24 protein-coding genes and 1 tRNA gene are annotated in these 26,054 nt (G+C 65.6%); 17 read left to right on the top strand and 8 right to left on the bottom strand.

Annotated features, from left to right (window positions below):
- Positions 1–18: 18 nt before the first annotated feature.
- The 6 genes from nirD to ACSFA5_RS11570 all read right to left on the bottom strand — a co-directional run bounded on the left by nirD (position 19) and on the right by ACSFA5_RS11570 (position 7,581).
- Positions 19–432, bottom strand: a complete 414-nt coding sequence (gene nirD / locus ACSFA5_RS11595; protein WP_435444181.1) for a nitrite reductase small subunit NirD — start codon at positions 430–432, stop codon at positions 19–21.
- Positions 433–443: 11 nt separating this feature from the next.
- Positions 444–2,924, bottom strand: a complete 2,481-nt coding sequence (nirB, locus tag ACSFA5_RS11590; RefSeq protein ID WP_435444180.1) for a nitrite reductase large subunit NirB — start codon at positions 2,922–2,924, stop codon at positions 444–446.
- Positions 2,925–2,949: 25 nt separating this feature from the next.
- Positions 2,950–3,759: an ABC transporter ATP-binding protein gene (locus ACSFA5_RS11585; protein WP_435444179.1), complete on the bottom strand. Its 810-nt coding sequence runs from the start codon at positions 3,757–3,759 to the stop codon at positions 2,950–2,952.
- Positions 3,756–4,694: a nitrate ABC transporter permease gene (gene ntrB / locus ACSFA5_RS11580; protein WP_435444178.1), complete on the bottom strand. Its 939-nt coding sequence runs from the start codon at positions 4,692–4,694 to the stop codon at positions 3,756–3,758. Before ntrB ends, ACSFA5_RS11585 begins: the two co-directional genes overlap by 4 nt.
- A 13-nt stretch (positions 4,695–4,707) precedes the next feature.
- Complete coding sequence (locus ACSFA5_RS11575; RefSeq protein ID WP_435444177.1) at positions 4,708–5,952, bottom strand: CmpA/NrtA family ABC transporter substrate-binding protein; 1,245 nt, start codon at positions 5,950–5,952, stop codon at positions 4,708–4,710.
- Positions 5,953–6,306: 354 nt separating this feature from the next.
- Entirely contained in the window at positions 6,307–7,581 is a 1,275-nt protein-coding gene (locus ACSFA5_RS11570) for a nitrate- and nitrite sensing domain-containing protein (RefSeq protein WP_435444176.1), read from the bottom strand.
- Positions 7,582–7,696: 115 nt separating this feature from the next.
- Here ACSFA5_RS11570 and tsaD point away from each other — a divergent pair, with 115 nt between their 5' ends.
- Complete coding sequence (gene tsaD / locus ACSFA5_RS11565) at positions 7,697–8,755, top strand: tRNA (adenosine(37)-N6)-threonylcarbamoyltransferase complex transferase subunit TsaD (RefSeq protein WP_435444175.1); 1,059 nt, start codon at positions 7,697–7,699, stop codon at positions 8,753–8,755.
- Here tsaD and ACSFA5_RS11560 read toward each other — a convergent pair.
- A complete protein-coding gene (locus ACSFA5_RS11560; protein WP_435444174.1) occupies positions 8,694–9,446 on the bottom strand; it encodes an alpha/beta hydrolase-fold protein in 753 nt (250 codons plus the stop codon). The two genes, tsaD and ACSFA5_RS11560, sit on opposite strands and share 62 nt — an antisense overlap.
- Before the next feature lie 189 nt (positions 9,447–9,635).
- Complete coding sequence (locus ACSFA5_RS11555) at positions 9,636–10,007, bottom strand: Hsp20/alpha crystallin family protein (RefSeq protein ID WP_435444173.1); 372 nt, start codon at positions 10,005–10,007, stop codon at positions 9,636–9,638.
- 124 nt (positions 10,008–10,131) lie between these two features.
- Here ACSFA5_RS11555 and ACSFA5_RS11550 point away from each other — a divergent pair, with 124 nt between their 5' ends.
- From ACSFA5_RS11550 to nuoH, 16 genes are all read left to right on the top strand, one after another.
- Positions 10,132–11,427, top strand: a complete 1,296-nt coding sequence (locus tag ACSFA5_RS11550) for a branched-chain amino acid ABC transporter substrate-binding protein (protein ID WP_435444172.1) — start codon at positions 10,132–10,134, stop codon at positions 11,425–11,427.
- Positions 11,403–12,632, top strand: coding sequence for a pyridoxal phosphate-dependent aminotransferase (locus ACSFA5_RS11545; protein ID WP_435444171.1), 1,230 nt, complete (start codon positions 11,403–11,405; stop codon positions 12,630–12,632). The genes ACSFA5_RS11550 and ACSFA5_RS11545 overlap by 25 nt, the downstream gene beginning before the upstream one ends.
- Before the next feature lie 138 nt (positions 12,633–12,770).
- Positions 12,771–13,037: a 30S ribosomal protein S15 gene (gene rpsO, locus ACSFA5_RS11540; RefSeq protein ID WP_093128570.1), complete on the top strand. Its 267-nt coding sequence runs from the start codon at positions 12,771–12,773 to the stop codon at positions 13,035–13,037.
- A 205-nt stretch (positions 13,038–13,242) separates the two neighbouring features.
- Positions 13,243–15,576, top strand: coding sequence for a polyribonucleotide nucleotidyltransferase (pnp, locus tag ACSFA5_RS11535; RefSeq protein WP_435444170.1), 2,334 nt, complete (start codon positions 13,243–13,245; stop codon positions 15,574–15,576).
- A gap of 89 nt (positions 15,577–15,665) precedes the next feature.
- Positions 15,666–16,664 carry an NAD(P)H-quinone oxidoreductase gene (locus tag ACSFA5_RS11530; RefSeq protein ID WP_435444169.1) on the top strand — a complete coding sequence of 333 codons (999 nt, stop codon included), beginning with the start codon at positions 15,666–15,668 and terminating at the stop codon, positions 16,662–16,664.
- Complete coding sequence (gene tpiA, locus ACSFA5_RS11525) at positions 16,658–17,443, top strand: triose-phosphate isomerase (protein WP_435444168.1); 786 nt, start codon at positions 16,658–16,660, stop codon at positions 17,441–17,443. The genes ACSFA5_RS11530 and tpiA overlap by 7 nt, the downstream gene beginning before the upstream one ends.
- Positions 17,444–17,478: 35 nt before the next feature.
- Entirely contained in the window at positions 17,479–17,877 is a 399-nt protein-coding gene (secG, locus tag ACSFA5_RS11520) for a preprotein translocase subunit SecG (protein ID WP_435444167.1), read from the top strand.
- A gap of 119 nt (positions 17,878–17,996) precedes the next feature.
- Positions 17,997–18,081: transfer RNA gene (locus ACSFA5_RS11515), tRNA-Leu, on the top strand.
- A 66-nt stretch (positions 18,082–18,147) separates the two neighbouring features.
- On the top strand, positions 18,148–18,507 hold the full coding sequence (locus ACSFA5_RS11510; RefSeq protein WP_012748607.1) for an NADH-quinone oxidoreductase subunit A: 360 nt from the start codon (positions 18,148–18,150) through the stop codon (positions 18,505–18,507).
- Between the two features lie 12 nt (positions 18,508–18,519).
- On the top strand, positions 18,520–18,999 hold the full coding sequence (locus tag ACSFA5_RS11505) for a NuoB/complex I 20 kDa subunit family protein (protein ID WP_007837763.1): 480 nt from the start codon (positions 18,520–18,522) through the stop codon (positions 18,997–18,999).
- Between the two features lie 13 nt (positions 19,000–19,012).
- Positions 19,013–19,624 carry an NADH-quinone oxidoreductase subunit C gene (locus ACSFA5_RS11500; RefSeq protein ID WP_435444166.1) on the top strand — a complete coding sequence of 204 codons (612 nt, stop codon included), beginning with the start codon at positions 19,013–19,015 and terminating at the stop codon, positions 19,622–19,624.
- A 1-nt stretch (position 19,625) separates the two neighbouring features.
- A complete protein-coding gene (locus ACSFA5_RS11495) occupies positions 19,626–20,879 on the top strand; it encodes an NADH-quinone oxidoreductase subunit D (protein ID WP_435444165.1) in 1,254 nt (417 codons plus the stop codon).
- Between the two features lie 10 nt (positions 20,880–20,889).
- Entirely contained in the window at positions 20,890–21,447 is a 558-nt protein-coding gene (locus ACSFA5_RS11490; protein WP_435444164.1) for an NADH-quinone oxidoreductase subunit NuoE family protein, read from the top strand.
- Positions 21,447–22,787, top strand: a complete 1,341-nt coding sequence (gene nuoF / locus ACSFA5_RS11485) for an NADH-quinone oxidoreductase subunit NuoF (RefSeq protein ID WP_435444163.1) — start codon at positions 21,447–21,449, stop codon at positions 22,785–22,787. Before ACSFA5_RS11490 ends, nuoF begins: the two co-directional genes overlap by 1 nt.
- Positions 22,788–22,804: 17 nt before the next feature.
- On the top strand, positions 22,805–24,967 hold the full coding sequence (gene nuoG / locus ACSFA5_RS11480; protein ID WP_435444162.1) for an NADH-quinone oxidoreductase subunit NuoG: 2,163 nt from the start codon (positions 22,805–22,807) through the stop codon (positions 24,965–24,967).
- Entirely contained in the window at positions 24,964–26,040 is a 1,077-nt protein-coding gene (gene nuoH / locus ACSFA5_RS11475) for an NADH-quinone oxidoreductase subunit NuoH (RefSeq protein WP_435444161.1), read from the top strand. The genes nuoG and nuoH overlap by 4 nt, the downstream gene beginning before the upstream one ends.
- Positions 26,041–26,054: the final 14 nt, after the last annotated feature.

Below are 26,054 nucleotides of genomic sequence, written 5' to 3'. Positions count from 1 at the left end.
CACGCTGCTGCCCTCACCCTAGTCCTCTCCACCGCTGGAGTGGAGGAGAGGGGACAACACCGCGAACGGCTTCGGACCGGCGACGGGGCGCGGCAGGTCGACGGCGTGCGTGGACAGTTCGCGCGCATCGAGGTGCACCACGCCGTCCGTCACCTTCACCGAGAAGCGCGGCGTACAGCCTTCGTCGGGCGACTTGGCGCAGCCGTCGTCCAGCCCGATGGCCCAGTTGTGCAGCGGGCAGGCCACGCTGGTGCCGAACACGATGCCCTGGCTCAGCGGGCCGCCCTTGTGCGGGCAGCGGTCGAGCAGCGCGAACACCTGGTTGTCCGCGTTGCGGAACACCGCGACGTCCACGCCCGCGGGCCGCGTCACGCGGCGCGCGCCGAGCACGGGGATGTCGTCGATGCGGCAGATGACTTTCCAATCGCTCATGGTGTCTTCCTTCACGCCGGCTGCGCGGCGTTGTCGGCGACAGCCAGCGGCGCGAACTGCCGCACGTCCACCGAGGCCTTGGCCGATTCGAACCAGGGGTCGGGCTCGCCGTCGAGCGCGAACTGCAACCGCTCCCACAGCGCCTTGCGGCCTTCGGCGTCTTCCAGGATCTTCTTCTTCACGTAGTCCAGGCCCACGCGGGCGATGTAGTGCACCGTGCGCTCCAGGTACCAGCCTTCCTCGCGGTACAGCTGCAGGAAGGAGCCCGCGTACTCCATCACTTCCTCGCTGGTCTTCACCTTGACGAGGAACTGCGCCACCTCGGTCTTGATGCCGCCGTTGCCGCCCACGTACAGCTCCCAGCCCGAGTCGACGCCGATCACGCCCACGTCCTTGATGCCCGATTCCGCGCAGTTGCGGGGGCACCCCGACACGGCCAGCTTGACCTTGTGCGGCGCGTACATGGCCCACAGCGCGCGCTCCAGGTCCTTGCCCATCTGCGTGGAGTCTTGCGTGCCGAAGCGGCACCACTCGCTGCCCACGCAGGTCTTCACCGTGCGCAGCGACTTGGCGTAGGCAAAGCCCGAGGGCATGCCGATGTCCTTCCACACGCCCTCCAGGTCTTCCTTCTTCACACCCAGCAGGTCGATGCGCTGTCCGCCCGTGACCTTGACGGTCGGAATGTTGTACTTGTCGGCCGCATCGGCGATGCGGCGCAGTTCGTCGGGCGTGGTGTGGCCGCCCCACATGCGCGGAATGACCGAGTAGGTGCCGTCCTTCTGGATGTTGGCGTGGCTGCGCTCGTTGACGAAGCGGCTCTGCGGGTCGTCCTTCGCCTCCTTCGGCCAGGTGCTGATCAGGTAGTAGTTGACGGCAGGGCGGCAGGTGGCGCAGCCGTTGGGCGTGCGCCAGCCCAGGTTGCGATACACCTCGTCGTGCGTGAGGTAGTGTTCCTTGCGAATGGCGTCGCGCACGTCCTGGTGGCTCGCGTCGGTGCAGCCGCACACGGCTTTTTTCTTCGGCGTGGCCGAGTAGTCGCCGCCGGCCGTGAACATCAATATCTGCTCGACCAACCCGGTGCACGAGCCGCAGCTGGCGCTGGCCTTGGTGTGCTTCTTCACCTCGTCGAGCGTGAACAGGCCCTTGTCCTTGATGGCTTTGCAGATCGTGCCCTTGTTCACGCCGTTGCAGCCGCACACTTCGGCGTCGTCGGGCATGCTCGCGGCCTTGCTGTGGCCTTCGTGGCCGGTGTCGCCGATGTTCGATTCCCCGAACATCAGCTTGTCGCGGATGTCGTGCACGCTGCGCCCGTCGCGCAGCAGCTTGAAGTACCAGCTGCCGTCCACCGTGTCGCCGTACAGGCAGGCGCCCACCAGCTTGTCGTCCTTGATCACCAGCTTCTTGTAGACGCCGCCGAAGGGGTCGCTCATGACGATTTCTTCCGTGCCTTCGCCGCCCTGGAAGTCGCCCGCGCTGAACAGGTCGATGCCCGTCACTTTCAGCTTGGTGGAGGTGAGCGAGCCCATGTAGCGGCCGATGCCGAACATCGCGAGGTGGTTGGCCGCCACCTTGGCCTGCTCGAACAGCGGTGCCACCAGCCCGTAGGCGATGCCGCGGTGCGCCGCGCATTCGCCCACCGAGTAGATGCGCGCGTCGGTCACGGTCTGCATGGTGTCCGTCACCACGATGCCGCGGTTGACGTGCAGGCGCATGCTCTCGGCCAGCGCGGTGTTGGGGCGGATGCCCACGGCCATCACCACGAGGTCGGTCGGCACTTCGAGGCCGTCCTTGAAGCGGATCGATTGGACCCGGCCGGCCTTGCCGTCGTCGGCGTCACCGACCAGCTCCTGCGTCTGCGCGCCGATCAGGAACTTCATGCCGCGCTCTTCCAGCGACTTCTGCAGCAGCTTGCCCGCCACCTCGTCGAGCTGGCGCTCCATCAGCCACGGGTTGACGTGCACCACCGTGACCTGCATGCCGCGCTTCATCAGGCCGTTGGCCGCTTCGAGCCCGAGCAGCCCGCCGCCGATGACGACCGCGTGCTTGTGCGTCTTCGCGGTCTCGATCATGAGGATGGTGTCGGCGATGTCGCGGTAGGCAATGACGCCTTCGAGCTTGGCGCCCGGCACGGGCAGCATGAAGGGGTTGGAGCCGGTGCACAGCAGCAGGCGGTCGTAGGCGGCCTCGGTGCCGTCCTCGGCGCGCACCACGCGCTTCACGCGGTCGACGCTCGCCACCTTCTTGCCGGCGTGCAGCGTGATGCCGTTCTCTTCGTACCAGCTCCACGGGTTGAGGATGATCTCTTCCACCGTCTGCTCGCCCGCCAGCACGGGCGACAGCAGGATGCGGTTGTAGTTGGGGTGCGGCTCCGCGCCGAACACCGTGATGTCGTACAGGTCGGGCTCGACCTTGAGCAGCTCCTCGATGGTGCGCACGCCGGCCATGCCGTTGCCGACCATCACGAGCTTCTGTTTTTTCACACGCATGTCCATGGTGTTGTGCTCCTGCGGCTGCCGGTCAGGCCGCCGTTTTTTCCACATGCGCCTGGCGCGTGTAGAGAAAGTCGATGACGGCCTTGCGGGCGTGCACGTAGGCCGGGTCTTCGGCCAGCGCCACGCGGTTGCGCGGGCGCGCGATGTTCACCGCCAGCACGTCGCCGATGGTGGCGGCCGGGCCGTTGGTGAGCATCACGATGCGGTCGCTCAGCAGCACGGCCTCGTCGACGTCGTGCGTCACCATGACCACGGTGCTGTGCGTCTTCTGCACGATGGCGAGCAGCTCGTCCTGCAGCTTGGCGCGGGTGAGCGCGTCGAGCGCGCCGAAGGGCTCGTCCATCAGCAGCACCTTGGGCTCCATCGACAGCGCGCGCGCAATGCCCACGCGCTGCTTCATGCCGCCGGAGATTTCGCCGGGGCGCTTCTGCGCGGCGGGTGTGAGGCCCACCAGCGCCAGCGCCGCGTCGGTGCGTTCGCGCAGCTGCGCCTTGCCTTCGGTGGCCGCGAACACGCGTTCGACGGCGAGGTACACGTTCTCGAAGCAGGTGAGCCAGGGCAGCAGCGAGTGGTTCTGGAACACCACCGCACGCTCGGGGCCGGGGCCCTTGATTTCCCTGTTGGCGCACAGCAGCACGCCCTGGGTGGGCGTGGTCAGCCCGGCGATCAGGTTCAGCAGCGTCGACTTGCCGCAGCCCGAGTGGCCGATGAGCGTGATGAACTCGCCCTTGGCCACGTTCAGGTTCACGTCGCGCAGCGCGACGAAGCGGCCCTTGGGCGTCTTGAACGCCTGCTCGACGTCATGAATTTCGATGTACTTGCTGTCGTCGTTCATGACTTCACCTCTTCGAACGTGAATGCGGTGGCCAGCTTGATGAGCGCGAACTCCAGCACCAGGCCGACGATGCCGATCACGAAGATCGCGATGATGATGTTGGCCACGTTGAGGTTGTTCCACTCGTCCCACACCCAGAAGCCGATGCCCACGCCGCCCGTGAGCATCTCGGCCGCCACGATCACCAGCCACGCGGTGCCGACGGCCAGCCGCACGCCGGTCAGCATGTAGGGCAGCACGGCGGGGAACAAAATCTTGGTGAGGATCTTCCATTCGCTCAGGTTCAGCACCTTGGCCACGTTCATGTAGTCGCTGGGCACGCGCTGCACGCCCACGGCGGTGTTGATGACCATCGGCCAGATCGAGCAGATGAAGATGGTCCAGATGGCCGCCGGGTTGGCGCCCTTGAACACCAGCAGGCCGATGGGCAGCCAGGCCAGCGGGGACACCGGGCGCAGCAGGCTGATGAGCGGGTTGAACATGCGCGCAAGAAACTCGAAGCGCCCGATGGCGAAGCCCGCCGGAATGCCCACCAGCGCCGCCAGGCCGAAGCCCAGCGCCACGCGCTGCAGCGACGACAGCACGTTCCAGCCCACGCCCTGGTCGTTGGGACCCTTGCTGTAGAACGGGTCGCTGAACACCGTCACGGCCTGGTGCCACACGGCCAGGGGCGTGGGGAAGCCGGTGGTGCTGTTCACGGCGATGAGCTCCCACACCAGCAGCAGCAGGCCGAAGCCCGCGAACGGGGGCAGCACGCGCATCCAGAAGGCGCGCAGGTCGAGCGGCGCGCGCTGTCTTGGCTCCCTCTCCCCTTTGGGGAGAGGGTTGGAGTGAGGGGAGGCCTCGACCTTGGGCACACCCTCACCCCGGCCCTCTCCCGCACGCGGGAGAGGGAGAGATGCATCGAGGGGCGAATGAAAAACAGCGCTGACCATGGTGTGTTTCTCCTCAGGCATGCAACTTGAAAGACTCGGCGTACTTCTTCGGATCCTTGCCGTCCCAGACCGAGCCGTCGAACAGCTTGCTGGTGCGCATCGCGTCCTTGGGCACCGGGGTCTGCGTGGCGGCGGCGGCCTGCTTGTAGATGTCGATGCGGTTGATCTCGGTGGCCACCTTAAGGTAGTCGGGGTGTTCCTTCAGCAGGCCCCAGCGCTTTTGCTGCGTGAGGAACCACATGCCGTCCGACAGGTAAGGGAAGTTCACCGCGCCGTCGTTGTAGAACTTCATGTGGTTGGGGTCGTCCCAGCTCTTGCCCAGGCCGTTGGTGTAGCGGCCCAGGATGCGCTGGTTGATGGCGTCCACGCTGGTGTTGACGTAGCTCTTGTCGGCGATGGTCTCGGCCATCTTGTTCTTGTTCTGCAGGCCGGCGTCGATCCACTTGCTGGCCTCCAGGATGGCCGCGGTCACGGCGCGCGCGGTGTTGGGGTACTTCTTGACGAAGTCGCCGGTGGTGCCGAGCACCTTCTCGGGGTGGTCCTTCCAGATGTCCTGCGTGGTGATGGCGGTGATGCCGATGCCGTCCATGATCGCGCGTTGGCCCCAGGGCTCGCCCACGCAGTAGCCGTCCATGTTGCCGATGCGCATGTTGGCCACCATCTGCGGCGGCGGCACGGTGATGTTCTTCACGTCCTTGAACGGATCGATGCCGGCCGAGGCCAGCCAGTAGTACAGCCACATGGCGTGGGTGCCGGTGGGAAAGGTCTGGGCGAAGGTGTATTCGCGCTTCTCGGTGGCGATGAGCTTGGCGAGCGAGGCGGCGTCGACCGCGCCCTTGTCGGCCAGCTTCTTCGACAGCGTGATGGCCTGGCCGTTGTTGTTCAGGGTCATGAGCACGGCCATGTCCTTCTTCGGGCCGCCCGCGCCCACATGCACGCCGTAGACGAGGCCGTAGAGCACATGGGCGAAGTCGAGCTCGCCGTTGACCAGCTTGTCGCGCACGCCGGCCCAGCTGGCTTCCTTGCTGGGGACGATCTTCACGCCGTACTTCTTGTCGATGCCCAGCACCGAGGCCATCACCACGCTGGCGCAGTCGGTCAGCGGGATGAAGCCGATCTTCACTTCTTCTTTCTCGGGCTTGTCCGAGCCCGCGGCCCAGACGGCCGCGCGCAGGGCGGGGTCGATGCCCACGGCGCCGATGGCGGCGGCTTGCAATACGCGGCGTCGGCTGAGGCGGGTTTTGAGCAGATCGGTCATGGGGCGGGGCTCCGGTTGAAGGCGAACGAACAGAAGAGACAAGAACAAAAACGGAAACGAAAAAAGGCGTCCGCACCGCGCAGGGGCTGCTCGAAAACGAGCCCTTGCGGGATGGGGACGCCTTTGTCCGGTGAGGTGGGAAGCACCCGCCGTTGGGTGCCGCCTGCCTGAAGACCCATTGGGGGGTCTGTAGGCTGGGTACTTGCAAACGCTGTGCCAGCTGTTCAGGCCGTCGGTTTGCTATTGATAAAGGAGCGCGATAGGGCCGCGCGACGCTGGCAAGCGCCGTATTTGTCTATGCAACCGGCACGGGCACGTTTGTTGTGCACTGCACCAAGTTGAAACGTTTGTGCTTCAGCGCGGTGGCGTGCGCTCGACCACGGGCAGGTAGTCGGCCATGGCCAGCATCGACTCGGCCACGTCGATCAGCCGCCGCTTCTGGTTCATGGCGGTCTGGCGCAGCATCTTGTGCGCCTCTTCTTCGCTGAGCCGGCGGTGCGCCATCAGCAGGCCCTTGGCGCGCTCGACGATCTTGCGTTCGTTGAGCGAGGCGCGCACGGTTTCGAGTTCGTCGCTCATCGCCTGCAGCCGGTGCGATTGCTCCTGCACCATGTCGAGCACAGAGCGCTCGAGGTGGCGGCCGAACTGCGCGGGGGCGGTCGCCTGGGCATTGGCGTCGTCGAAGAACAGGGCCGTGGCCTGCGGTGCCGCCGCGTCGACCAGGGTTTCGAGCAGGGCCTGGTAGTCGAGCAGTTCGCTGCGCGACTGCGCGGTCTTGCGCTCGCACAGCGCGCGCAGGTCGGCGGCCAGGCGGTCCTCGACGGTCTTCATGGCGTCGATGCGGCGGGTGCAGCAGTCGAACCAGGCCTGGCTCAGCGCAGGGTCGGCCGGGGCGGAGGTGGCGCCGCGGCGCCGCATGCGCTCCAGCTCGGCGAGCATGCCGTCGGGTTGGCAGTCGCGCCACAGCGCGAGCACGGCCTCGCCCGAGAAGTCGGTGAACACCTGGAAGCAGCGCTCCTGCGACTCGATGAAGTGCTGCCACTGCAGGCGCTGCGCTTCGTCGCTTCGGCCCGTCGCGAGCGCGGCGGCCCCGAAGGCACGCTCCTGGCCGGCGAACTCCTTGCCCTGCATGAAGTTGAACATCGCAACCAGCAGGCGCGAGATTTCCGGGTCGGCGGCGCCATCGGCCGCTTCGAACACCACCGACAACAGGCCGGCGATCAGCTTGGCGAAGGCGGCGACCGCCTGTGCGGGCTTGAGTTCCAGCGCGTCGATGCGGCGGCGCAAGCCGGGCAGGGCGTCCAGCCCCGGCAGCACGAAGGCGATGCGGCTGAACAGCCGCGCGCCGTTGCCCGCGCCCGCGCCGCGGTGGTCGTCGGTTGCCAACTGGTCGAAACCGGCGCGCACTTCGTGCTCGAGCGCGAGGCATTCGGCGATCTGCGGACCGCGTTGCGCTGCGAAACGGCTGCCGCGCGTGGCAAGGAAGATGTTCGACATGCCGCGTTCGCGCTGCAGCGCATGCACCAGACGCCCGATCACGCCCACCAGCTCGCTGGTGCGGGCGAGCTGGTCCAGCTCGTCGATTTCGCAGCGGCGGGCGGCGATGAGGAAGCTCAGTCCGGATTTCATGGTGGGGTGCGGGGAAGGCGGATTGTCACTGCAACATCCGTGCCCCATCTTCGCTTGTGCTTTCGCTTGCCCCTTCGCGAGATGGGCGCGGCAGGCGCCACCTACACTCGGCGGCATGCTCTTGTTGGGAATCGAATCATCCTGCGATGAAACCGGCGTGGCGCTGGTCGAGTCGCACGGCCATGCGCTGCCCGTGCTGCTTTCGCACGCGCTGCACAGCCAGATCGCCATGCACCAGGCCTACGGCGGCGTGGTGCCCGAACTGGCCAGCCGCGACCACATCCGCCGCGTGCTGCCGCTGACCGAAGCCGTCATGGCCGAGGCCGGCCGCTCGCTCGCCGAAATCGACGTGGTGGCCTACACGCGTGGCCCGGGCCTGGCGGGTGCGTTGCTCGTGGGCGCCGGCGTGGCCTGCGCGCTGGGCGTGGCGCTGGGCAAGCCGGTGCTGGGCGTGCATCACCTCGAAGGGCATCTGCTGTCGCCGTTCCTGAGCGCCGATCCGCCGGAGTTTCCGTTCGTCGCGCTGCTGGTGTCGGGCGGTCACACCCAGCTGATGCGGGTCGACGGCGTGGGCCGCTACGCGCTGCTCGGCGAGACCATCGACGACGCGGCCGGCGAGGCCTTCGACAAGAGCGCCAAGCTCATGGGCCTGCCGTATCCCGGCGGGCCGTGGCTCGCGAAGCTGGCCGAGGGCGGCAATGCCACGGCCTTCAAGCTGCCGCGCCCGTTGCTGCACAGCGGCGACCTCGACTTTTCGTTCGCGGGCCTGAAGACGGCCGTGCTCACGCAGGCCAAGAAGCTCGGCGACCAGCTCGAAGCGAACAAGGCCGACCTGGCGGCGTCCACGCAGGCGGCCATCGTCGAGGTGCTGCTGAAGAAGTCGCTCGCCGCGCTCGACCAGACCGGGCTGAAGCGCCTGGTGGTGGCGGGTGGGGTGGGGGCCAACACGAACCTGCGCGAGCAACTGAATGCCGCCTGCGCCAAGCGCGGGGTGCGCGTGCACTATCCCGAGCTGCACCTGTGCACCGACAACGGCGCCATGATCGCCATGGCCGCCGCGATGCGCCTGCAATCCGGCCTGTCGCAGGCCAGCGAGCGCTACGCGTTCGACGTCAAGCCGCGATGGCCCATGGCGTCGCTGTCGCCCGAGGCGCCGCTACCGGAGACTGCGTAAGCGGCTGGCGCGCGCGGCCGATCGACGGCAGCGGCAGCACGTCGAGCATGTTGCGCCAGAGCTGGCGCCATTGCGGCCAGTCGTGGCCGCCCTCGGTGGTGAACACCTGGCCCGACGGCAGGGCGTCGGCCAGCAGCTTGTGGTTGTTGACGAAGCGGTCCTCGAGGCCGAAACCCAGGTAGAGCGGCGGCAGGTTCTTCGCGGTCTGGTCCTGCAGGTACTGCTGGAAGAAGGGCCACAGCTTGCGGTCGGGTTCCTCGTCGGGCTGCGGGCCGGTCGGGGCCTGCCATGTGCGAAGGCCGCCGGCCTTCTTGATCTCCGCGCCGAGCACGCGCCGCCCGAGATAGGGCGCCAGCGCCACGATGCCGTCCACCGAGCCGGGACGTGCCAGTTCGTGGATCAGCGCGCCGAAGCCGCCGATGGAAATGCCCACGAGCCAGATCGACTTGTAGCCTTTCGCGCGCTGCGGCTCGATGACATCGGCGTGCAGGCGATCGCTCAGGGTCTGCTCGTAGTAATAGCTGACGTCCGCATCGACCAGCAAAGCATCGGCGGCCAGGTGGCGCTCGCGCACCGCTGCGATGAAACCCTCTCGCTCGAACTCGTCGGGCTTGAGGTACGCGCCTGGCAGGAAGATCAGGAGCGTGTCGGACTGTTCGTCCGGATTGGCGGGTTGGAGATGTGTTTGCATGGTGCCGTGAGGGGGCACCCGACCCGCACCGTCATGGAACTCGATGCGTTTACGAGACGCCCACGAAGAAGAAAGTACTAAGAAAACGTCACATGATGTGACGTTATGCGGCCCTATTGTGGATAGGGAGCATGTTCAAAGTCAAAAAGAACCTTTGCTGACACTTTCTTCTTGTGGGCTTAGGCCGAACTAGTTGATCTGCAACTGTGCGGCCTGGCTCACCGGAACCCGCTTGCCGAGCTTCAGCGTGAGCACGCCGTTCTCGAGCTTGGCGTCGCTCGCGGTCACGTCGATGTCCAGCGGCAACTCGTAGGCGGCCTTGAACTGGCGCTTGGCCTCGGCCTTGCTGTCGATGCGCACCACGGCGCCTTCGATGCCGATGGTGAGGTCTTCACGAGCGAAGCCCGGCACGTCGAGCGAGAGGGTCCAGCTGGTGTCGTCCTGCTCCACGAGCGGCGAACGGCCGGTGCCGGCGAAGGCTTCGCTGGCGAAGCGTTCGAAGGCGCGGTCATAGGCGCGGGGAGCGAAGCGGGCGGTGCGGATGGTGGGTGCGAAAAACATGATGAAGAACTCCTGAATCAACACAATGGGGACAAGGAATGTGTGTCCCTTACACTGCGCGGCCGTTCAATCGTGAGTGCCGCTTGACACCTCATTTAGGCGCGTCGGCAAGCGTTTCAAGACAATGAATCCCTCCTTTATTTGGCGCCGCGAGGCCTTGAAATTCGCGGCGCTGGCGCTATGCGCGCGGCCCTTCGCCGCGCTGGCGCAAGCAGCGCCGTCATCGCCTCCCGCACCCATTCGCCTCGCACTGATCGAAAGCATGAGCGGCCCGTTCGCCAACACCGGCGAGGCGGTGTTCCGCAACCTGCTGTGGGCGGTGGAACGGGTGAACGCGCGCGGTGGCGTCAAGCTGCCCGGCGGCGCGCGGCCCCTGCAACTGGACCGCTACGACAGCAAGGGTCAGAACGAGGAAGCGCTCTCCGCGCTGCGCGCCGCGATGGACGACGGCGCACGCATCGTGCTGCAGGGCAACTCGTCGGCCACGGCGTCGGCGCTGGTCGATGCCATCGAGAAGAACAACGAGCGCGATCCGTCGCGCCGCGTGATCTTCCTCAACTATGCGGCGGTCGATCCGGTGCTCACCAACGAGCGCTGCAGCTTCTGGCACTTCCGCTTCGACGCGCATGCCGACATGCGCGTGGCCGCGCTGATGGCCGCGGTGAAGGACGACGCCGCGCTCCAGCGCGCGTACCTGATCGGGCAGGACTACAGCTTCGGGCAGGCGGTGCTGCGCGAGGCGCGCAGGCAGCTCGGTGCGCAGCGTCCCGACGTGGAGATCGTCGGCGACGAACTGCATCCGATGGGCAAGGTGAAGGACTTCGCGCCCTATGCCACCAAGATCATCGCGAGCGGCGCGCAGGCCGTGGTCACGGGCAACTGGGGCAACGACCTCACGCTGCTGGTGAAGGCCGCCCGCGAGGCAGGTTTCAACGGAACTTTCTACACCTTCTACGGCAATGCGCTGGGTGCGCCGGCCGCCATCGGCGACGCGGGCATCGGCCGCGTGATCGCGGTGGCCGACTGGCTGCCGAACGTGCAGACCTCGCAGTCGGAAGCCTTCTACCGCGCCTTCCGCGCGCGCTTTCCGAAGCCGGCCGACGACTACGTGCACATGCGGCTGCAGTTGATGGTCGAGGCGCTCGCGCAGGCCGTCGAACGCGCGGGCAGCGTCGAGGCGGTGCCGCTCGCGCGCGCGCTGGAGCAGGCCGACGTGAGCCTGTACGGCCAGCGCGGCCGCATGCGCGCCACCGACCACCAGTTCCAGCAGCAGCTCGTGGTGGGCGTGATGGACCGGCAGGGCAGGCCGGGCGTGCAGTTCGACGTCGAGGGATCAGGCTACGGCTTTCGCGTGGTGAAGACCATCGCGCCCGAACGCGCCGAGCTGCCGACCTCGTGCAAGATGAAGAGACCTTCGTAACTCAACCCCGCAACAGCAGGACCCCAGACATGCGTGAAGCCATCCACAACCTCGAAGCATCGAAGATCCGCGAAGTCGCCAATGCCGGCATGGGCCGCGACGACGTGCTGGCCTTCTGGTTCGGCGAAAGCGACGAAGTCACACCCGAGGTGATCCGCCAGGCGGCCATCGAGTCGCTGCAGCGCGGCGAGACTTTCTATTCGCACAACCTCGGCCTGCCGGAATTGCGCGAAGCCATTGCGCGCTACACCAGCGCGCTGCATCCGGCGGTCGAGGCCTCGCGCATCGCCGTGACCTCGGGCGGCGTGAGCGCGCTGATGCTCGCGGTGCAGGCGCTGGTCGACGCGGGCGACGAGGTGGTCGCCGTCACGCCGGTGTGGCCCAACCTCACGGCGCAGCCCGCGATCATGGGCGCGCAGGTGCGCACGCTGCCGCTGGTGCCGGTGAACGGGCAGTGGACGCTCGACCTGACGGCGCTGCGCGCGGCGGTCACGCCGACGACGAAGCTGCTGATCGTCAACGCGCCCAACAACCCCACGGGCTGGACCATGACGCGCGACGAGCAGCAGGCCGTGCTCGACCACTGCCGCCGCACCGGCACCTGGATCCTGGCCGACGAGGTGTACGAGCGGCTGTACTACGAGCCGACGGCCAATGGCTGCGCGCCGAGCTTTCTCGACATCGCGAAAGCGGACGATCGCCTCGTCGTGACCCACAGCTTCTCGAAGAGCTTCCTGATGACCGGCTGGCGCCTGGGCTGGCTGGTGCTGCCGCCGTCGATGGTGGACGGCATCGGCAAGCTGATCGAGTTCAACACCTCGTGCGCCAGCGTGTTCACGCAGCGCGCCGCCATCACCGCCATCGAACACACGAGCGACATCACGCCGCGCGTGGTGGCGCACCTGAAGCTGTGCCGCGACACGCTGGTGCCGCTGCTGGCCGCCTTGCCGGGCGTGCAGGTGGCGTCGGCCAAGGGCGGCATGTACGCCTTCTTCCGGCTCGAAGGCTTCTTCGGCGATTCGCTCGACGTGGCGAAGCGGCTGGTGGCCGAAGCCGGCCTGGGGCTCGCGCCGGGCAACGCCTTTGCGCCCGAGGCGCAGGGCTGGCTGCGCTGGTGCTTCGCGTCGAAAGACCCGCAGCGGCTGGTGAAGGGCGTGGAGCGGTTGCGCAACTGGTTGGCGCAGCAGCCGCAGCACAAGGGCTGAGGCGGCGAATTGCGCACAGCCTGGGGGCAAGCCGGGCCCGGGCTATAATCCCGAGGCTTTGCATGCCGCAAGGCGCACGGTGAGGGCAGTTCCAGCGCTCACCGCAAGTCAAACATCCCGGAACAAGGAAAATTCAACATGATCGCAGCCTCCATCAAGGCCGAAGTCGTCAAAGACAACGCCCGCGCCGCCAACGACACCGGCAGCCCAGAAGTGCAAGTCGCACTGCTGACCGCCCGCATCAACGAGCTCACCCCCCACTTCAAGACCCACGCCAAGGACCACCACGGTCGCCGTGGTCTGCTGCGCATGGTGAGCCGCCGCCGCAAGCTCCTCGACTACCTCAAGTCGAAGAACGCTGAACGTTACACCGCGCTGATCGCCAAGTTGGGTCTGCGCAAGTAAACCGAATCGCATGAAAAAACGCCTGGGTTAGTCCGCTAGCTCAGGCGTTTTTTACTTCGCGATCCACTTTTCGGAGCGCCCAAACAGAGCGAAGCTGTGTCATTCCAATGAGGTTCGAGCGATCTTCACTGGAATGGCATCGTGTTCTGAGAAGCCTCCAGCCCTTGCAGATCCTGTGTGGTCTGCTATCAAAACAGGAGCAAAAATGAGCCTCTTCAACAAAGTCACCAAGTCGTTCCAATGGGGCGACAAGACCGTCGTCATGGAAACGGGCGAAGTCGCCCGCCAGGCCAATGGCGCTGTGCTGGTCGACATCGACGGCACCGTGATCCTGGCGACCGTGGTCGCCTCCAAGTCGGCCAAGCCGGGTCAAGATTTCTTCCCGCTGACCGTCGACTACATCGAGAAGACCTACGCCGCAGGCAAGATCCCCGGCAGCTTCTTCAAGCGCGAAGCCAAGCCCAGCGAGCACGAAACGCTGACCAGCCGCCTGATCGACCGTCCGATCCGTCCGCTGTTCCCCGAAGGCTTCCTGAACGAAGTGCATGTGGTCATCCACACCGTCTCGCTCAACCCCGAAGTCGACGCCGACATCGCCGCCATGATCGGCGTGAGCGCCGCCCTGTCGATCTCCGGCATCCCGTTCAGCGGCCCGATCGGCGCCGCCCGCGTGGGCTACATCAACGGCCAGTACGTGCTGAATCCGGGTCAAACGGCTCGCAAGGATTCGCAGATGGACCTCGTCGTCGCCGGCACCCAAGCCGCCGTGCTGATGGTCGAGTCCGAAGCCAAGCAGCTCAGCGAAGAAATCATGTTGGGCGGCGTGGTGTTCGGCCACGAACAGGCCGGCATCGCCATCAACGCGATCCATGACCTCGTGCGCGACGCCGGCAAGCCGGTGTGGGACTGGCAGGCGCCTGCCGAAGACGAAGCCTTCGTCGCCAAGGTCAAGGGCCTGGCCGAAGAAAAGCTGCGCGCCGTCTACCAGATCCGCAGCAAGCAAGCCCGCACCCAAGCCCTGCGCGAAGCCAACGCCAGCGTGATGAGCGCGCTGAAGGAAAGCGGCGAGCCCTTCGATTCGGGCAAGGTCAACGACCTGCTGTTCTCCATCGAATCGAAGATCGTGCGCAGCCAGATCCTGTCGGGCGAACCCCGCATCGACGGCCGCGACACGCGCACCGTGCGCCCCATCGAGATCCGCAACTCGGTGCTGCCCCGCACCCACGGCTCGGCCCTGTTCACGCGCGGTGAAACCCAGGCGCTGGTCATCACCACGCTGGGCACCGAACGCGACGCACAGCGCATCGACGCGCTGGCCGGCGAGTACGAAGACCGCTTCCTGTTCCACTACAACATGCCTCCGTTCGCCACCGGCGAAGTGGGCCGCATGGGCTCGACCAAGCGCCGCGAAATCGGCCACGGCCGCCTGGCCAAGCGCGCGCTCGTCGCCGTGCTGCCGACCAAGGAAGAATTCCCGTACACCGTGCGCGTGGTGTCTGAAATCACCGAGTCGAACGGCTCCTCGTCGATGGCTTCGGTCTGCGGCGGCTGCCTCTCGATGATGGACGCCGGCGTGCCGATGAAGGCGCACGTGGCGGGCATCGCCATGGGCCTGATCAAGGAAGACAACCGCTTCGCAGTGCTGACCGACATCCTGGGCGATGAAGATCACCTGGGCGACATGGACTTCAAGGTTGCGGGTACCACCAACGGCATCACCGCGCTGCAGATGGACATCAAGATCCAGGGCATCACCAAGGAAATCATGCAGGTCGCACTGGCGCAAGCCAAGGAAGCGCGCATGCACATCCTGGGCAAGATGCAGGAAGCCATGGGCGAGGCCAAGACCGAAGTCTCCAGCTTCGCACCGCGCCTGACCACGATGCGCATCAACCCCGAGAAGATCCGCGACGTGATCGGCAAGGGCGGCGCGGTGATTCGCGGTCTGCAGGAAGAGACCGGCACGACGATCAACATCTCCGACGAAGATCCGGGCCTCATCACCATCGCGTCCACCGATCCTGAAAAGGCCGAGCTGGCCAGGAAGCGCATCGAGCAGATCACGGCCGAAGTCGAAATCGGCAAGGTCTACGAAGGCCCGGTCACCAAGATCCTGGACTTCGGCGCACTCATCAACCTGCTGCCCGGCAAGGACGGCCTGTTGCACATCAGCCAGATCGCGCACGAACGCGTCGAGAAGGTGACCGACTATCTGAGCGAAGGCCAGATCGTGAAGGTCAAGGTCCTCGAAACCGACGAAAAGGGCCGCGTCAAGCTGTCCATGAAGGCCCTGACCGAGCGTCCGGCCGGCATGGAATACAGCGAGCGCCCGCCGCGCGAAGACCGTGGTGGTGATCGCGGCGACCGTGGCGGCGAGCGCCGTGAGCGTTCGGACCGTGGCGATCGCGGCGGCGACCGTGGTGGTGATCGTGGCGAGCGCGCACCGCGCTTCAACGACCAGCAGCAACAGCCGCGCAACGAGCAGCCGCAGGCCCCGGCCGGCGAGCAGCAACAGGCCCCGCGCGAGCCTCAGGAGTAAGAAGGGCGCCACGGCGGCGCGATGCCGCCGTGGCTATCTTTTGAACAGCAAGCTTCGCCCCATCTGCGGGCGTTGGAGGCCGAAAGACCATGAAAGCCATTGAAATCACTTCGCACGGCGCCCCCGAGGTTCTGCGCGTCGCGCAGCGTCCCGACCCGGTGGCCGGCGCGGGCGAGTTGCTGATCCGCGTGGCGGCGAGTGGCGTCAATCGCCCGGACGTGCTGCAGCGCATGGGGCACTACCCCGTGCCGCCCGGTGCGTCCGACCTGCCGGGCCTTGAAGTGGCCGGCGAGATCGTGTCGGGCGACGCCTCTGCGTTGGCCGAGGCGGGCTTCAGGATCGGCGACCACGTCTGCGCGCTCGTCGCGGGCGGCGGCTATGCCGAGCTCTGCGTGGCGCCCGTGGCGCAATGCCTGCCGGTGCCCAAGGGCTGGAGCGACGCCGACGCGGCGTCGCTGCCCGAGACCTTCTTCACCGTCTGGAGCAATGTGTTCGAACGCGGTCGCCTGCAAAAGGGCGAGACGCTGCTGATCCAGGGCGGCTCGAGCGGTATCGGCGTCACGGCGATCCAGATCGCCAAGGCGCTCGGTGCCACCGTGATCGTCACGGCCGGCAGCGACGACAAGTGCGAAGCCTGCAAGAAGCTGGGCGCCGACCACGCCATCAACTACCGCACGAGCGACTTCGTCGAAGAGGCGAAGAAACTCACCGGTGGCAAGGGCGTGGACGTGATCCTCGACATGGTTGCGGGCGAGTATGTGGCGCGCGAGATCGAATGTCTGGCCGAGGACGGCAGGCTCGTGATCATTGCGGTGCAAGGCGGCGTGAAGGCCCAGATCAACGCGGGCCTCGTGCTGCGCAGGCGCCTCACGATCACCGGCTCGACGTTGCGTCCGAGGCCTGTGGCGTTCAAGGGTGCCATTGCCAAGGCGTTGCGCGAGAAGGTGTGGCCGCTGCTCGAAAGCGGCGCGATCAAGCCCGTGATCCACAGCACCTTTGCGGCAGCAGGTGAGCCCAGCGGCGCGGCCCAGGCTCACACGCTGATGGAATCGAACCAGCACATCGGCAAGATCGTGCTGACATGGTGACAACGAACAACGCGATGACAACCAAGAAGAAACTGATCGCCGGCAACTGGAAGATGAATGGCGGCCTGGTTGCCAACGAGGCGCTGGTGAAGGCCTTGCAGCAAGGCCTGGCCGCAAGCCCTGCGGCTTGCGACGTGGCGCTGTGCGCGCCGGCGCCGTACTTTGCGCAGCTGCAATTGCTGCTGGCGGGCTCGCCGGCATTGGCGCTCGGTGCGCAGGACATCTCGGCACATCCGCAAGGTGCGTTCACCGGCGAGCAGTCGGCTTCGATGCTCAAGGATTTCGGCGTGCGCTATGCGATCGTCGGGCACTCTGAGCGTCGTCAGTACCACGGCGAAACCGACGACGCGGTGGCGGCCAAGGCGGCCGCCGCACTGGCGAACGGCATCACGCCGATCGTCTGCGTGGGCGAGACGCTGGCGCAGCGCGAAGCAGGGCAGACCGAAGAGGTCGTCAAGCGCCAGCTGGCCGCAGTGATCCATGTGAACGGCCATTGCATCAGCGAGATCGTCGTGGCCTACGAGCCCGTCTGGGCCATCGGCACGGGCAAGACGGCCTCGCCGGCGCAGGCGCAGGCGGTGCATGCCGTGCTGCGTGCGCAGTTGCATCACGCAGCCAGCGAGCATGCAGCGGGCATCCAGATTCTGTATGGCGGCAGCATGAACGCGGCCAACGCCGCGGAGTTGCTGGCGCAGGCCGACATCGACGGCGGCCTCATCGGTGGTGCGTCGCTCAAGGCCCCCGACTTTCTGCAGATCATTTCTGCCGCTGCGCGCTGAAGCGCAACGGCTGTATCACTTAGGAGTAAGAACGAATGAACGTGGTCCTCAACCTTCTCGTCGGCGTGCAGATGCTGTCCGCCCTCGTGATGATCGGCTTGATCCTGATCCAGCACGGCAAGGGTGCCGACATGGGTGCTGCCTTCGGCAGCGGCAGTGCCGGCAGTCTCTTCGGTGCCAGCGGCAGTGCGAACTTCCTTTCGCGTACCACCGCAGTGCTTGCCGCCGTCTTCTTCGCATGCACGTTGTTGCTGGCTTATTTCAGCCACGCACGTCCTGCGGGGGGCGGCAGTCTTCTGGAGCGCGCAGCCATCGGTGCACCTGCAACGGCGCCTGGTGCGGCGAACGAAATCCCCGGTGCAGGGGCTCCCAGTGCGCCTGCTTCGGCACCTGCTGCCCCGGTTTCGGGCGCGGGTCAGATCCCCGGCAAGTAATCAACTCGTTTTCATGAGTCACCTGTGAGAAAAGGCTTCTTTTCAGGGTAAACTCTAAATCTGTTCGGAAAGCCAAATGCCTGTTTCAGGTACCTCATGCCATCCGAACAGTAAAAACCGCGGTCGTGGTGAAATTGGTAGACACGCTATCTTGAGGGGGTAGTGGCGAAAGCTGTGCGAGTTCGAGTCTCGCCGACCGCACCAAATCTCATCGGCAGAAAACCTCATCCAGGGGTTCTTCTTGCCGGTGGCAAGCGGTGAAAAACCTCGATGAATCTCGACTCCTACCTCCCCGTCCTTTTGTTCATTCTGGTCGGAGTCGGCGTAGGCGTCGCACCTCAGGTCATCGGATACATCCTCGGGCCCAACCGACCCGACGCCGCGAAGAACGCTCCCTACGAGTGCGGCTTTGAAGCCTTCGAGGACGCACGCATGAAGTTCGACGTGCGCTACTACCTCGTCGCGATCCTCTTCATCCTGTTCGACCTCGAAATTGCCTTTCTCTTTCCGTGGGCCATTGCGCTCAAGGAGATTGGTGCCGTCGGCTTCTGGGCCATGATGATCTTTCTCGCCATCCTCGTCGTGGGCTTCGCCTACGAGTGGAAAAAAGGCGCGCTCGACTGGGAATAAGGAAGCTACACCATGGCCATTGAAGGCGTTCTCAAAGAAGGCTTCGTCACCACGACCTACGACTCGGTCGTGAACTGGGCGAAGACCGGATCTCTCTGGCCGATGACATTCGGCCTCGCATGCTGTGCGGTGGAAATGATGCACGCGGGCGCTGCCCGCTACGACATCGACCGTTTCGGCATGCTTTTCCGTCCCAGCCCCCGCCAGTCCGATCTGATGATCGTGGCCGGCACGCTGTGCAACAAGATGGCGCCGGCGCTGCGCAAGGTCTATGACCAGATGCCCGAGCCGCGCTGGGTGCTGTCGATGGGCTCGTGCGCGAACGGCGGTGGCTACTACCACTACAGCTATTCGGTCGTGCGTGGCTGCGACCGCATCGTGCCCGTCGATGTCTACGTGCCGGGCTGCCCGCCCACCGCCGAAGCTCTGCTTTACGGCGTGATCCAGTTGCAGCAGAAGATTCGCCGCACCAACACCATTGCCCGCGCCTGAGAGATTGCCGACGATGACTGACTTTGCAATTTCGCCGGAGGTGCTGCGCGCCACCATCACCGAGACGCTCGGGGCCAAGGCCAGGAGCGTGACGCTCGCGCTGGGCGAGGTGACTGTCGTGGTGGGTGCCGCTGACTACATCGAGGCCGCCACGCTGCTGCGCGACGCGCCCGGTTGCCGCTTCGAGCAACTGGTCGACCTGTGCGGCATGGACTATTCCGATTACCGTGAAGGCGAGTGGCAGGGCGAGCGCTTCTGCGTGGTCTCGCACCTACTGTCGGTGAGCCTCAACCAGCGCGTGCGCCTGAAGGTGTTCGCGCCGAGCGAAGACCTGCCCGTGGTCGATTCGCTCCAGCCGGTGTGGAGCGCGTGCACCTGGTTCGAGCGCGAAGCCTTCGACCTGTACGGCATCGTGTTCGACGGCCACGACGACCTGCGCCGCATCCTCACTGACTACGGCTTCATCGGCCACCCGTTCCGCAAGGACTTCCCGGTGTCGGGTCATGTCGAGATGCGTTACGACGAAGAACAAAAGCGCGTGGTCTACCAGCCGGTATCGATCGAGCCGCGCGAAATCACCCCCCGCGTGATCCGCGAAGACAACTACGGCGGCGGGTTGCACTGATATGGCCGAAATCAAGAACTACACACTCAACTTCGGTCCGCAGCATCCGGCTGCACACGGCGTGTTGCGCCTGGTGCTCGAGCTCGACGGCGAAGTGATCCAGCGCGCCGACCCCCACATCGGCCTGTTGCACCGCGCGACCGAGAAGCTTGCCGAATCGCGCACCTTCATCCAGTCGCTGCCGTACATGGACCGTCTCGACTACGTGTCGATGATGTCCAACGAGCATGCGTACTGCCTGGCCATCGAGAAGATGATGGGCCTGGACGTGCCGATTCGCGCGCAGTACATCCGCGTGATGTTCGCCGAGATCACCCGCCTGCTGAACCACCTGCTGTGGCTCGGCGCGCACGGTCTGGACTGCGGCGCGATGAACATGCTCATCTACTGCTTCCGCGAGCGTGAAGACCTGTTCGACATGTACGAGGCCGTGTCCGGCGCGCGCATGCACGCGGCGTATTTCCGTCCGGGCGGCGTCTACCGCGACCTGCCGGATGCCATGCCGCAGTACAAGGTCAGCAAGATCAAGAACGCCAAGGCCATCGAACGCCTGAACGAAGATCGCCAAGGGTCGCTGCTCGACTTCATCGACGCCTTCTGCAAGCGCTTTCCGAAGATGGTCGACGAGTACGAAGTGCTGCTCACTGACAACCGCATCTGGAAGCAGCGCACCGTGGGCATCGGCGTGGTCACGCCGGAGCGCGCGCTGAACCTCGGCTTCACCGGCCCGATGCTGCGGGGTTCGGGCATCGAATGGGACCTGCGCAAGAAGCAGCCCTACGACGTCTACGACCAGATGCAGTTCGACGTGCCCGTCGGCAAGACCGGCGACTGCTACGACCGCTACCTGGTTCGCGTCGAAGAGATGCGCCAGGCCAACAAGATCATCCAGCAGTGCTCGGCATGGCTTCGTGTGAACGCTGGCCCGGTGATCACCGACAACCACAAGGTTGCCGCGCCTGCGCGCGAGTCGATGAAGGCGAACATGGAGGAGCTGATCCACCATTTCAAGCTCTTCACCGAAGGCTTCCACGTGCCCGAAGGCGAGGCGTATGCCGCCGTCGAGCATCCGAAGGGCGAGTTCGGCATCTATCTCGTGAGCGACGGCGCCAACAAGCCGTATCGCCTGAAGATCCGCGCCCCTGGCTTCCCGCACCTCGCCGCCCTCGACGAAATGTCGCGCGGTCACATGATCGCCGACGCTGTCGCGGTGATCGGCACGATGGACATCGTGTTCGGCGAGATCGACAGGTGAGAAAGAGCGCATGACGACGTCCTCGACCCACCATCACACGGCGCCCTCGGCGCCTTCTTCCCCTCTGCAGCCTGCAATCCTCGAGCGTTTTGCGCGCGAGGTGGCCAAGTACCCCGAGGCAGGCAAGCAATCCGCCGTGATGGCCTGCCTTGCCATCGTCCAGCAGGACGAAGGCTACGTGAGCCTGCAGCGCGAGCGCGAGATTGCCGATTACCTCGGCATGGCTGCCATCGCCGTGCATGAGGTGACGACCTTCTACAACATGTACAACCAGCATCCGGTGGGCAAGTTCAAGCTCAACGTGTGCACCAACCTGCCTTGCCAGCTGCGCGACGGCGTCACCGCTCTCGTGCACCTCGAGAAGAAGCTCGGCATCAAGATGGGCGAGACCACGGCCGACGGCCTGTTCACGCTGCAGCAAAGCGAGTGCCTTGGCGCCTGCGCCGATTCACCCGTGATGCTGGTCAACGACCGCACCATGTGCAGCTTCATGAGCAACGAGAAGCTCGACCAGCTCATCGAAGGCCTACGCGGTACCGCGCCCGCCACCACAGTGAAGGCTTCCTGATGTCGCCCGAACAAGTACTCCAGCAGTTCCAGGCAACGGGCGTCCAGACCTGTTTCCATGACCGCCACATCGAGCCGCAGATCTATGCGGGCCTCGACGGCACCAACTGGCGCCTGGCCGACTACGAAGCGCGCGGCGGCTACCAGGCGCTTCGCAAGATCCTGACCGAGGGCCTCACGTCCGACCAGGTGATCGCCGAAGTGAAGGCCTCCGGCCTGCGCGGGCGCGGCGGCGCGGGTTTCCCGACCGGCCTGAAGTGGAGCTTCATGCCCCGCCAGTTCCCGGGCCAGAAGTACCTCGTCTGCAACTCCGACGAAGGCGAGCCGGGCACGTGCAAGGACCGCGACATCCTGCAGTTCAACCCGCACATCGTGATCGAGGGCATGGCCATCGCTGCGTATGCCATGGGCATCAGCGTGGGCTACAACTACATCCACGGCGAGATCTTCCAGAGCTACGACCGCTTCGAGGAAGCCCTCGAAGAAGCGCGCGCCGCCGGCTACCTCGGCGACAAGATCATGGGCAGCACGTACAACTTCCAGTTGCACGCGGCCCACGGCTTCGGTGCCTACATCTGCGGCGAGGAAACCGCGCTGCTCGAGTCGCTCGAAGGCAAGAAGGGCCAGCCGCGCTTCAAGCCGCCGTTCCCCGCCAGCTTCGGCCTGTACGGCAAGCCGACCACCATCAACAACACCGAGACCTTCGCGGCGGTGCCCTGGATCATCCGCAACGGCGGTCCGGCCTACCTCGAATGCGGCAAGCCGAACAACGGCGGCACCAAGATCTACTCGGTGAGCGGCGACGTCGAGTTGCCCGGCAACTACGAAGTGCCCATGGGCACGCCGTTTTCCAAGCTGCTGGAGCTGTGCGGCGGCGTTCGCAAGGGCCGCACGCTGAAGGCTGTGATCCCTGGCGGATCTTCGTCGCCGGTGCTGCCGGCCGACCTCATGATGGCCTGCACCATGGACTACGACTCCATCGCCAAGGCCGGCTCCATGCTGGGCTCGGGCGCGGTGATCGTCATGGACGACAGCCGCTCGATGGTCGAGTCGCTCAAGCGCCTGTCGTACTTCTACATGCACGAGTCCTGCGGCCAGTGCACGCCGTGCCGCGAAGGCACGGGCTGGCTCTACCGCGTGGTGGAGCGCATTCACAACGGGCAGGGCAGGGCGACCGACATGGACCTGCTCAACTCCGTGGCAGACAACATCCAGGGCCGCACGATCTGCGCCCTCGGCGACGCGGCGGCCATGCCGGTGCGCGCCATGATCAAGCACTTCCGTCATGAGTTCGAAGCCCTGATCCCGGGCTACGTTCCCAAAGCGCCGGTCCAGGCCTGAGCGCGAGAAACACACATATGGTTGAAATCGAACTCGACGGCAAGAAGGTCGACGTGACCGAAGGCAGCATGATCATGCATGCGGCCGACAAGGCGGGCACGTACATTCCGCACTTCTGCTATCACAAGAAACTCAGCATCGCGGCCAACTGCCGCATGTGCCTGGTCGACGTGGAAAAGGCGCCCAAGCCGATGCCGGCCTGCGCCACGCCCGTCACGCAGGGCATGATCGTTCGCACCAAGAGCGAAAAGGCCATCAAGGCGCAGCAGTCGGTCATGGAGTTCCTCCTGATCAACCACCCGCTGGATTGCCCCATTTGCGACCAGGGCGGCGAATGCCAGCTGCAGGACCTGGCTGTGGGCTACGGCGGTTCTTCTTCGCGCTACGAAGAAGAAAAGCGCGTCGTGTTCCACAAGGACGTGGGCCCGCTGATCAGCATGGAAGAAATGAGCCGCTGCATCCATTGCACGCGCTGCGTCCGCTTCGGCCAGGAAGTGGCCGGCGTGATGGAGCTCGGCATGACCCAGCGCGGCGAGCACTCCGAAATCGAGACCTTCGTGGGCGACTCGGTCGACTCCGAACTCTCGGGCAACATGATCGACATCTGCCCGGTCGGCGCGCTCACGAGCAAGCCGTTCCGCTACAGCGCCCGCACCTGGGAACTGTCGCGCCGCAAGTCGGTGAGCCCGCACGACTCCACCGGCGCCAACCTGATCGTCCAGGTCAAGAACAACCGCGTGATGCGCGTGGTGCCGCTGGAGAACGAAGACGTGAACGAATGCTGGATCGCCGACCGCGACCGCTTCTCGTACGAAGCGCTCAACGGCCCGGAACGCCTGACCCAGCCCATGCTCAAGCAGGGCGGCCAATGGCAGCAGGTCGACTGGCAGACGGCGCTCGAGTACGTCGCCAACGGCCTGCGCCAGATCAAGGCCGACCACGGTGCGCAAAGCATCGGCACGCTCGTCAGCCCGCACAGCACGCTCGAAGAGCTGCAGCTCGCCGCCATGCTCACGCGTGAACTCGGCAGCGACAACATCGACTACCGCCTGCGCAACGCCGAATTCACGGCGTTCGAAGGCGTGCGCTGGCTCGGCACCTCGATCGCCTCGCTCACGCAGCTGCAGCGCGCGCTCGTCGTCGGCTCCAACCTGCGCAAGGAACACCCGCTGTTCGCGCAGCGCATCCGCCAGGCCGTGCGCAAGGGCGCCGCGCTGTCGGTGATCACCTCGGCCAGCCTGATGGCCGATCGCGACGCCTGGGCCATCGACGTGGCGCAGTCGTCGATCGTCGACGCCGACCACTGGGTCGAAGCGTTGGCCGCCGTGGCTGCCGCCATCGGTGAAACCAATGGCGCAGCCGCGCCGCTGGCCCCGAAGAACGCACCCGACGATGCCGCCAAGGCCATCGCAGCGTCGCTGCTGAGCGGCGAACGCAAGGCCGTGCTGCTCGGCAACGCCGCCGCGCACCACGCCCAGGCCAGCAGTTTGCTGGCCCTGGCGAACTGGATCGGCGCACAAACCGGCGCCACCGTCGGCTACCTGACCGAAGCCGCCAACACCGTGGGTGCGCAGCTCGTCGGCGCATTCCCGAAAAACGGCGGCCTCGATGCCGGCCGCATGCTCGCCGCAGGCTCCGGCCTGAAGGCCGTGCTGCTGCTGAACACCGAGCCGGTGTTCGACTCGGCCGCAGGCGCCGCCGCCGCCGATGTCATCGGCAATGCGCAAATGGTCGTCACGCTCAGCCCCTTCAAGGCCAACCTCGCGTTCAGCGACGTGCTGCTCCCTATTGCCCCGTTCAGCGAAACCCCCGGCACCTTCGTCAATGCCGAAGGCCGCCTGCAAGGTTTCCATGCCGTCGTGAAGCCGCAAGGCGAAACGCGTCCGGCGTGGAAGGTGCTGCGCGTGCTGGCCAACCTGCTCGGCCTGCCTGGCTTCGCGTTCGAATCGACTACCGACGTGCTCGCCACCATCGGCGACAACGGCGCGCTGCCGGCGAATGCCCTGAGCAACGCCACGTCCGCCTCTGCGGTCGCTTCTAACGGCGCTGCTGCCGCGCCCGTGGTCGCGAGCATCTACCAGCTCGACTCCATCGTGCGCCGTGCACCGTCGCTGCAACTGACCGCCGACGCGCGCGGCGCATCGATCGCACCGGCCCGTGCCGAGGAGGCATTGGCATGATCGACGCTATTCATGGCTTCGGCCAGGGGCTGATCGCCGCAGGCTGGTGGACCGCCGTGGCCTGGCCCGTGATCTGGACGCTGATCAAGATCATCGTGGTCGTGATCCCGTTGATGGGGGCCGTGGCCTACCTCACGCTGTGGGAACGCAAGGCCATCGGCTTCACGCAGATCCGCATCGGCCCCAACCGCACCGGCCCGCTCGGGTTGCTGCAGCCGATTGCCGACGCGCTCAAGCTGATGACCAAGGAAATCATTCTTCCGACGGTCGCCAACAAGGGCCTGTTCCTGCTGGGCCCGGTGATGACCATCATGCCGGCGCTCGCCGCTTGGGCGGTCATTCCCTTCGGGCCCGACGTGGCGCTGGCCAACATCAACGCCGGCCTGCTGTTCGTGATGGCCATCACCTCGCTCGAGGTGTACGGCGTGATCATCGCCGGCTGGGCGTCGAATTCGAAGTACGCCTTCCTGGGTGCGTTGCGCGCCTCGGCACAGATGGTGAGCTACGAAATTGCGATGGGCTTCTGCTTCGTCGTGGTGCTGATGGTCACCGGCAGCCTGAACATGAGCGAGATCGTGAACGTTCAGGGCAAGGGCATGTTCGCCAACCTGGGCGTGGGCTTCCTGTCGTGGAACTGGCTGCCGCTGCTGCCGATCTTCGTCGTCTACTTCATCTCGGGCCTGGCCGAAACCAACCGCCACCCGTTCGACGTGGTGGAAGGCGAGTCCGAAATCGTGGCCGGCCACATGATCGAGTACTCGGGCATGAGCTTCGCGATGTTCTTCCTGGCCGAGTACGCCAACATGTGGCTCGTCTCGATCCTCACCGTGGTGCTGTTCCTTGGCGGATGGCTGCCGCCGTTCGACTTCCTGAGCTTCATTCCGGGCTGGATCTGGCTGGGCGCCAAGACCTTCTGCGTGGTCACCATGTTCCTGTGGGTCCGCTCGACTTTCCCGCGCTTCCGCTATGACCAGATCATGCGGTTGGGCTGGAAGATCTTCATTCCCGTCACCCTCGTGTGGCTGGTCGTGGTCGGTGGCTGGATGCAGACGCCGTTCAACATCTGGAAATAACAGGAAGCGCCAAT

The sequence above is a fragment of the Variovorax monticola genome (assembly GCF_051216855.1).
Taxonomy (GTDB): domain Bacteria; phylum Pseudomonadota; class Gammaproteobacteria; order Burkholderiales; family Burkholderiaceae_C; genus Variovorax.
The sequence above is the reverse complement of the archived record's forward strand: the minus strand, read 5'-3'. Positions and strand labels throughout refer to the sequence as shown.

Coding starts and splice junctions, on each gene's coding strand:
- nirD (WP_435444181.1), bottom strand. CDS start 432: ATGAGCGATTGGAAAGTCATCTGCCGCATCGACGACATCCCCGTGCTC.
- nuoF (WP_435444163.1), top strand. CDS start 21,447: ATGTCGCCCGAACAAGTACTCCAGCAGTTCCAGGCAACGGGCGTCCAG.
- ACSFA5_RS11530 (WP_435444169.1), top strand. CDS start 15,666: ATGAAAGCCATTGAAATCACTTCGCACGGCGCCCCCGAGGTTCTGCGC.
- ACSFA5_RS11555 (WP_435444173.1), bottom strand. CDS start 10,007: ATGTTTTTCGCACCCACCATCCGCACCGCCCGCTTCGCTCCCCGCGCC.
- pnp (WP_435444170.1), top strand. CDS start 13,243: ATGAGCCTCTTCAACAAAGTCACCAAGTCGTTCCAATGGGGCGACAAG.
- ACSFA5_RS11510 (WP_012748607.1), top strand. CDS start 18,148: ATGAATCTCGACTCCTACCTCCCCGTCCTTTTGTTCATTCTGGTCGGA.
- ACSFA5_RS11560 (WP_435444174.1), bottom strand. CDS start 9,446: ATGCAAACACATCTCCAACCCGCCAATCCGGACGAACAGTCCGACACG.
- ACSFA5_RS11570 (WP_435444176.1), bottom strand. CDS start 7,581: ATGAAATCCGGACTGAGCTTCCTCATCGCCGCCCGCCGCTGCGAAATC.
- ACSFA5_RS11505 (WP_007837763.1), top strand. CDS start 18,520: ATGGCCATTGAAGGCGTTCTCAAAGAAGGCTTCGTCACCACGACCTAC.
- nuoG (WP_435444162.1), top strand. CDS start 22,805: ATGGTTGAAATCGAACTCGACGGCAAGAAGGTCGACGTGACCGAAGGC.
- secG (WP_435444167.1), top strand. CDS start 17,479: ATGAACGTGGTCCTCAACCTTCTCGTCGGCGTGCAGATGCTGTCCGCC.
- ACSFA5_RS11575 (WP_435444177.1), bottom strand. CDS start 5,952: ATGACCGATCTGCTCAAAACCCGCCTCAGCCGACGCCGCGTATTGCAA.
- ACSFA5_RS11585 (WP_435444179.1), bottom strand. CDS start 3,759: ATGAACGACGACAGCAAGTACATCGAAATTCATGACGTCGAGCAGGCG.
- tpiA (WP_435444168.1), top strand. CDS start 16,658: ATGGTGACAACGAACAACGCGATGACAACCAAGAAGAAACTGATCGCC.
- tsaD (WP_435444175.1), top strand. CDS start 7,697: ATGCTCTTGTTGGGAATCGAATCATCCTGCGATGAAACCGGCGTGGCG.
- ACSFA5_RS11495 (WP_435444165.1), top strand. CDS start 19,626: ATGGCCGAAATCAAGAACTACACACTCAACTTCGGTCCGCAGCATCCG.
- ACSFA5_RS11500 (WP_435444166.1), top strand. CDS start 19,013: ATGACTGACTTTGCAATTTCGCCGGAGGTGCTGCGCGCCACCATCACC.
- ACSFA5_RS11550 (WP_435444172.1), top strand. CDS start 10,132: ATGAATCCCTCCTTTATTTGGCGCCGCGAGGCCTTGAAATTCGCGGCG.
- ACSFA5_RS11490 (WP_435444164.1), top strand. CDS start 20,890: ATGACGACGTCCTCGACCCACCATCACACGGCGCCCTCGGCGCCTTCT.
- nuoH (WP_435444161.1), top strand. CDS start 24,964: ATGATCGACGCTATTCATGGCTTCGGCCAGGGGCTGATCGCCGCAGGC.
- rpsO (WP_093128570.1), top strand. CDS start 12,771: ATGATCGCAGCCTCCATCAAGGCCGAAGTCGTCAAAGACAACGCCCGC.
- ntrB (WP_435444178.1), bottom strand. CDS start 4,694: ATGGTCAGCGCTGTTTTTCATTCGCCCCTCGATGCATCTCTCCCTCTC.
- nirB (WP_435444180.1), bottom strand. CDS start 2,924: ATGGACATGCGTGTGAAAAAACAGAAGCTCGTGATGGTCGGCAACGGC.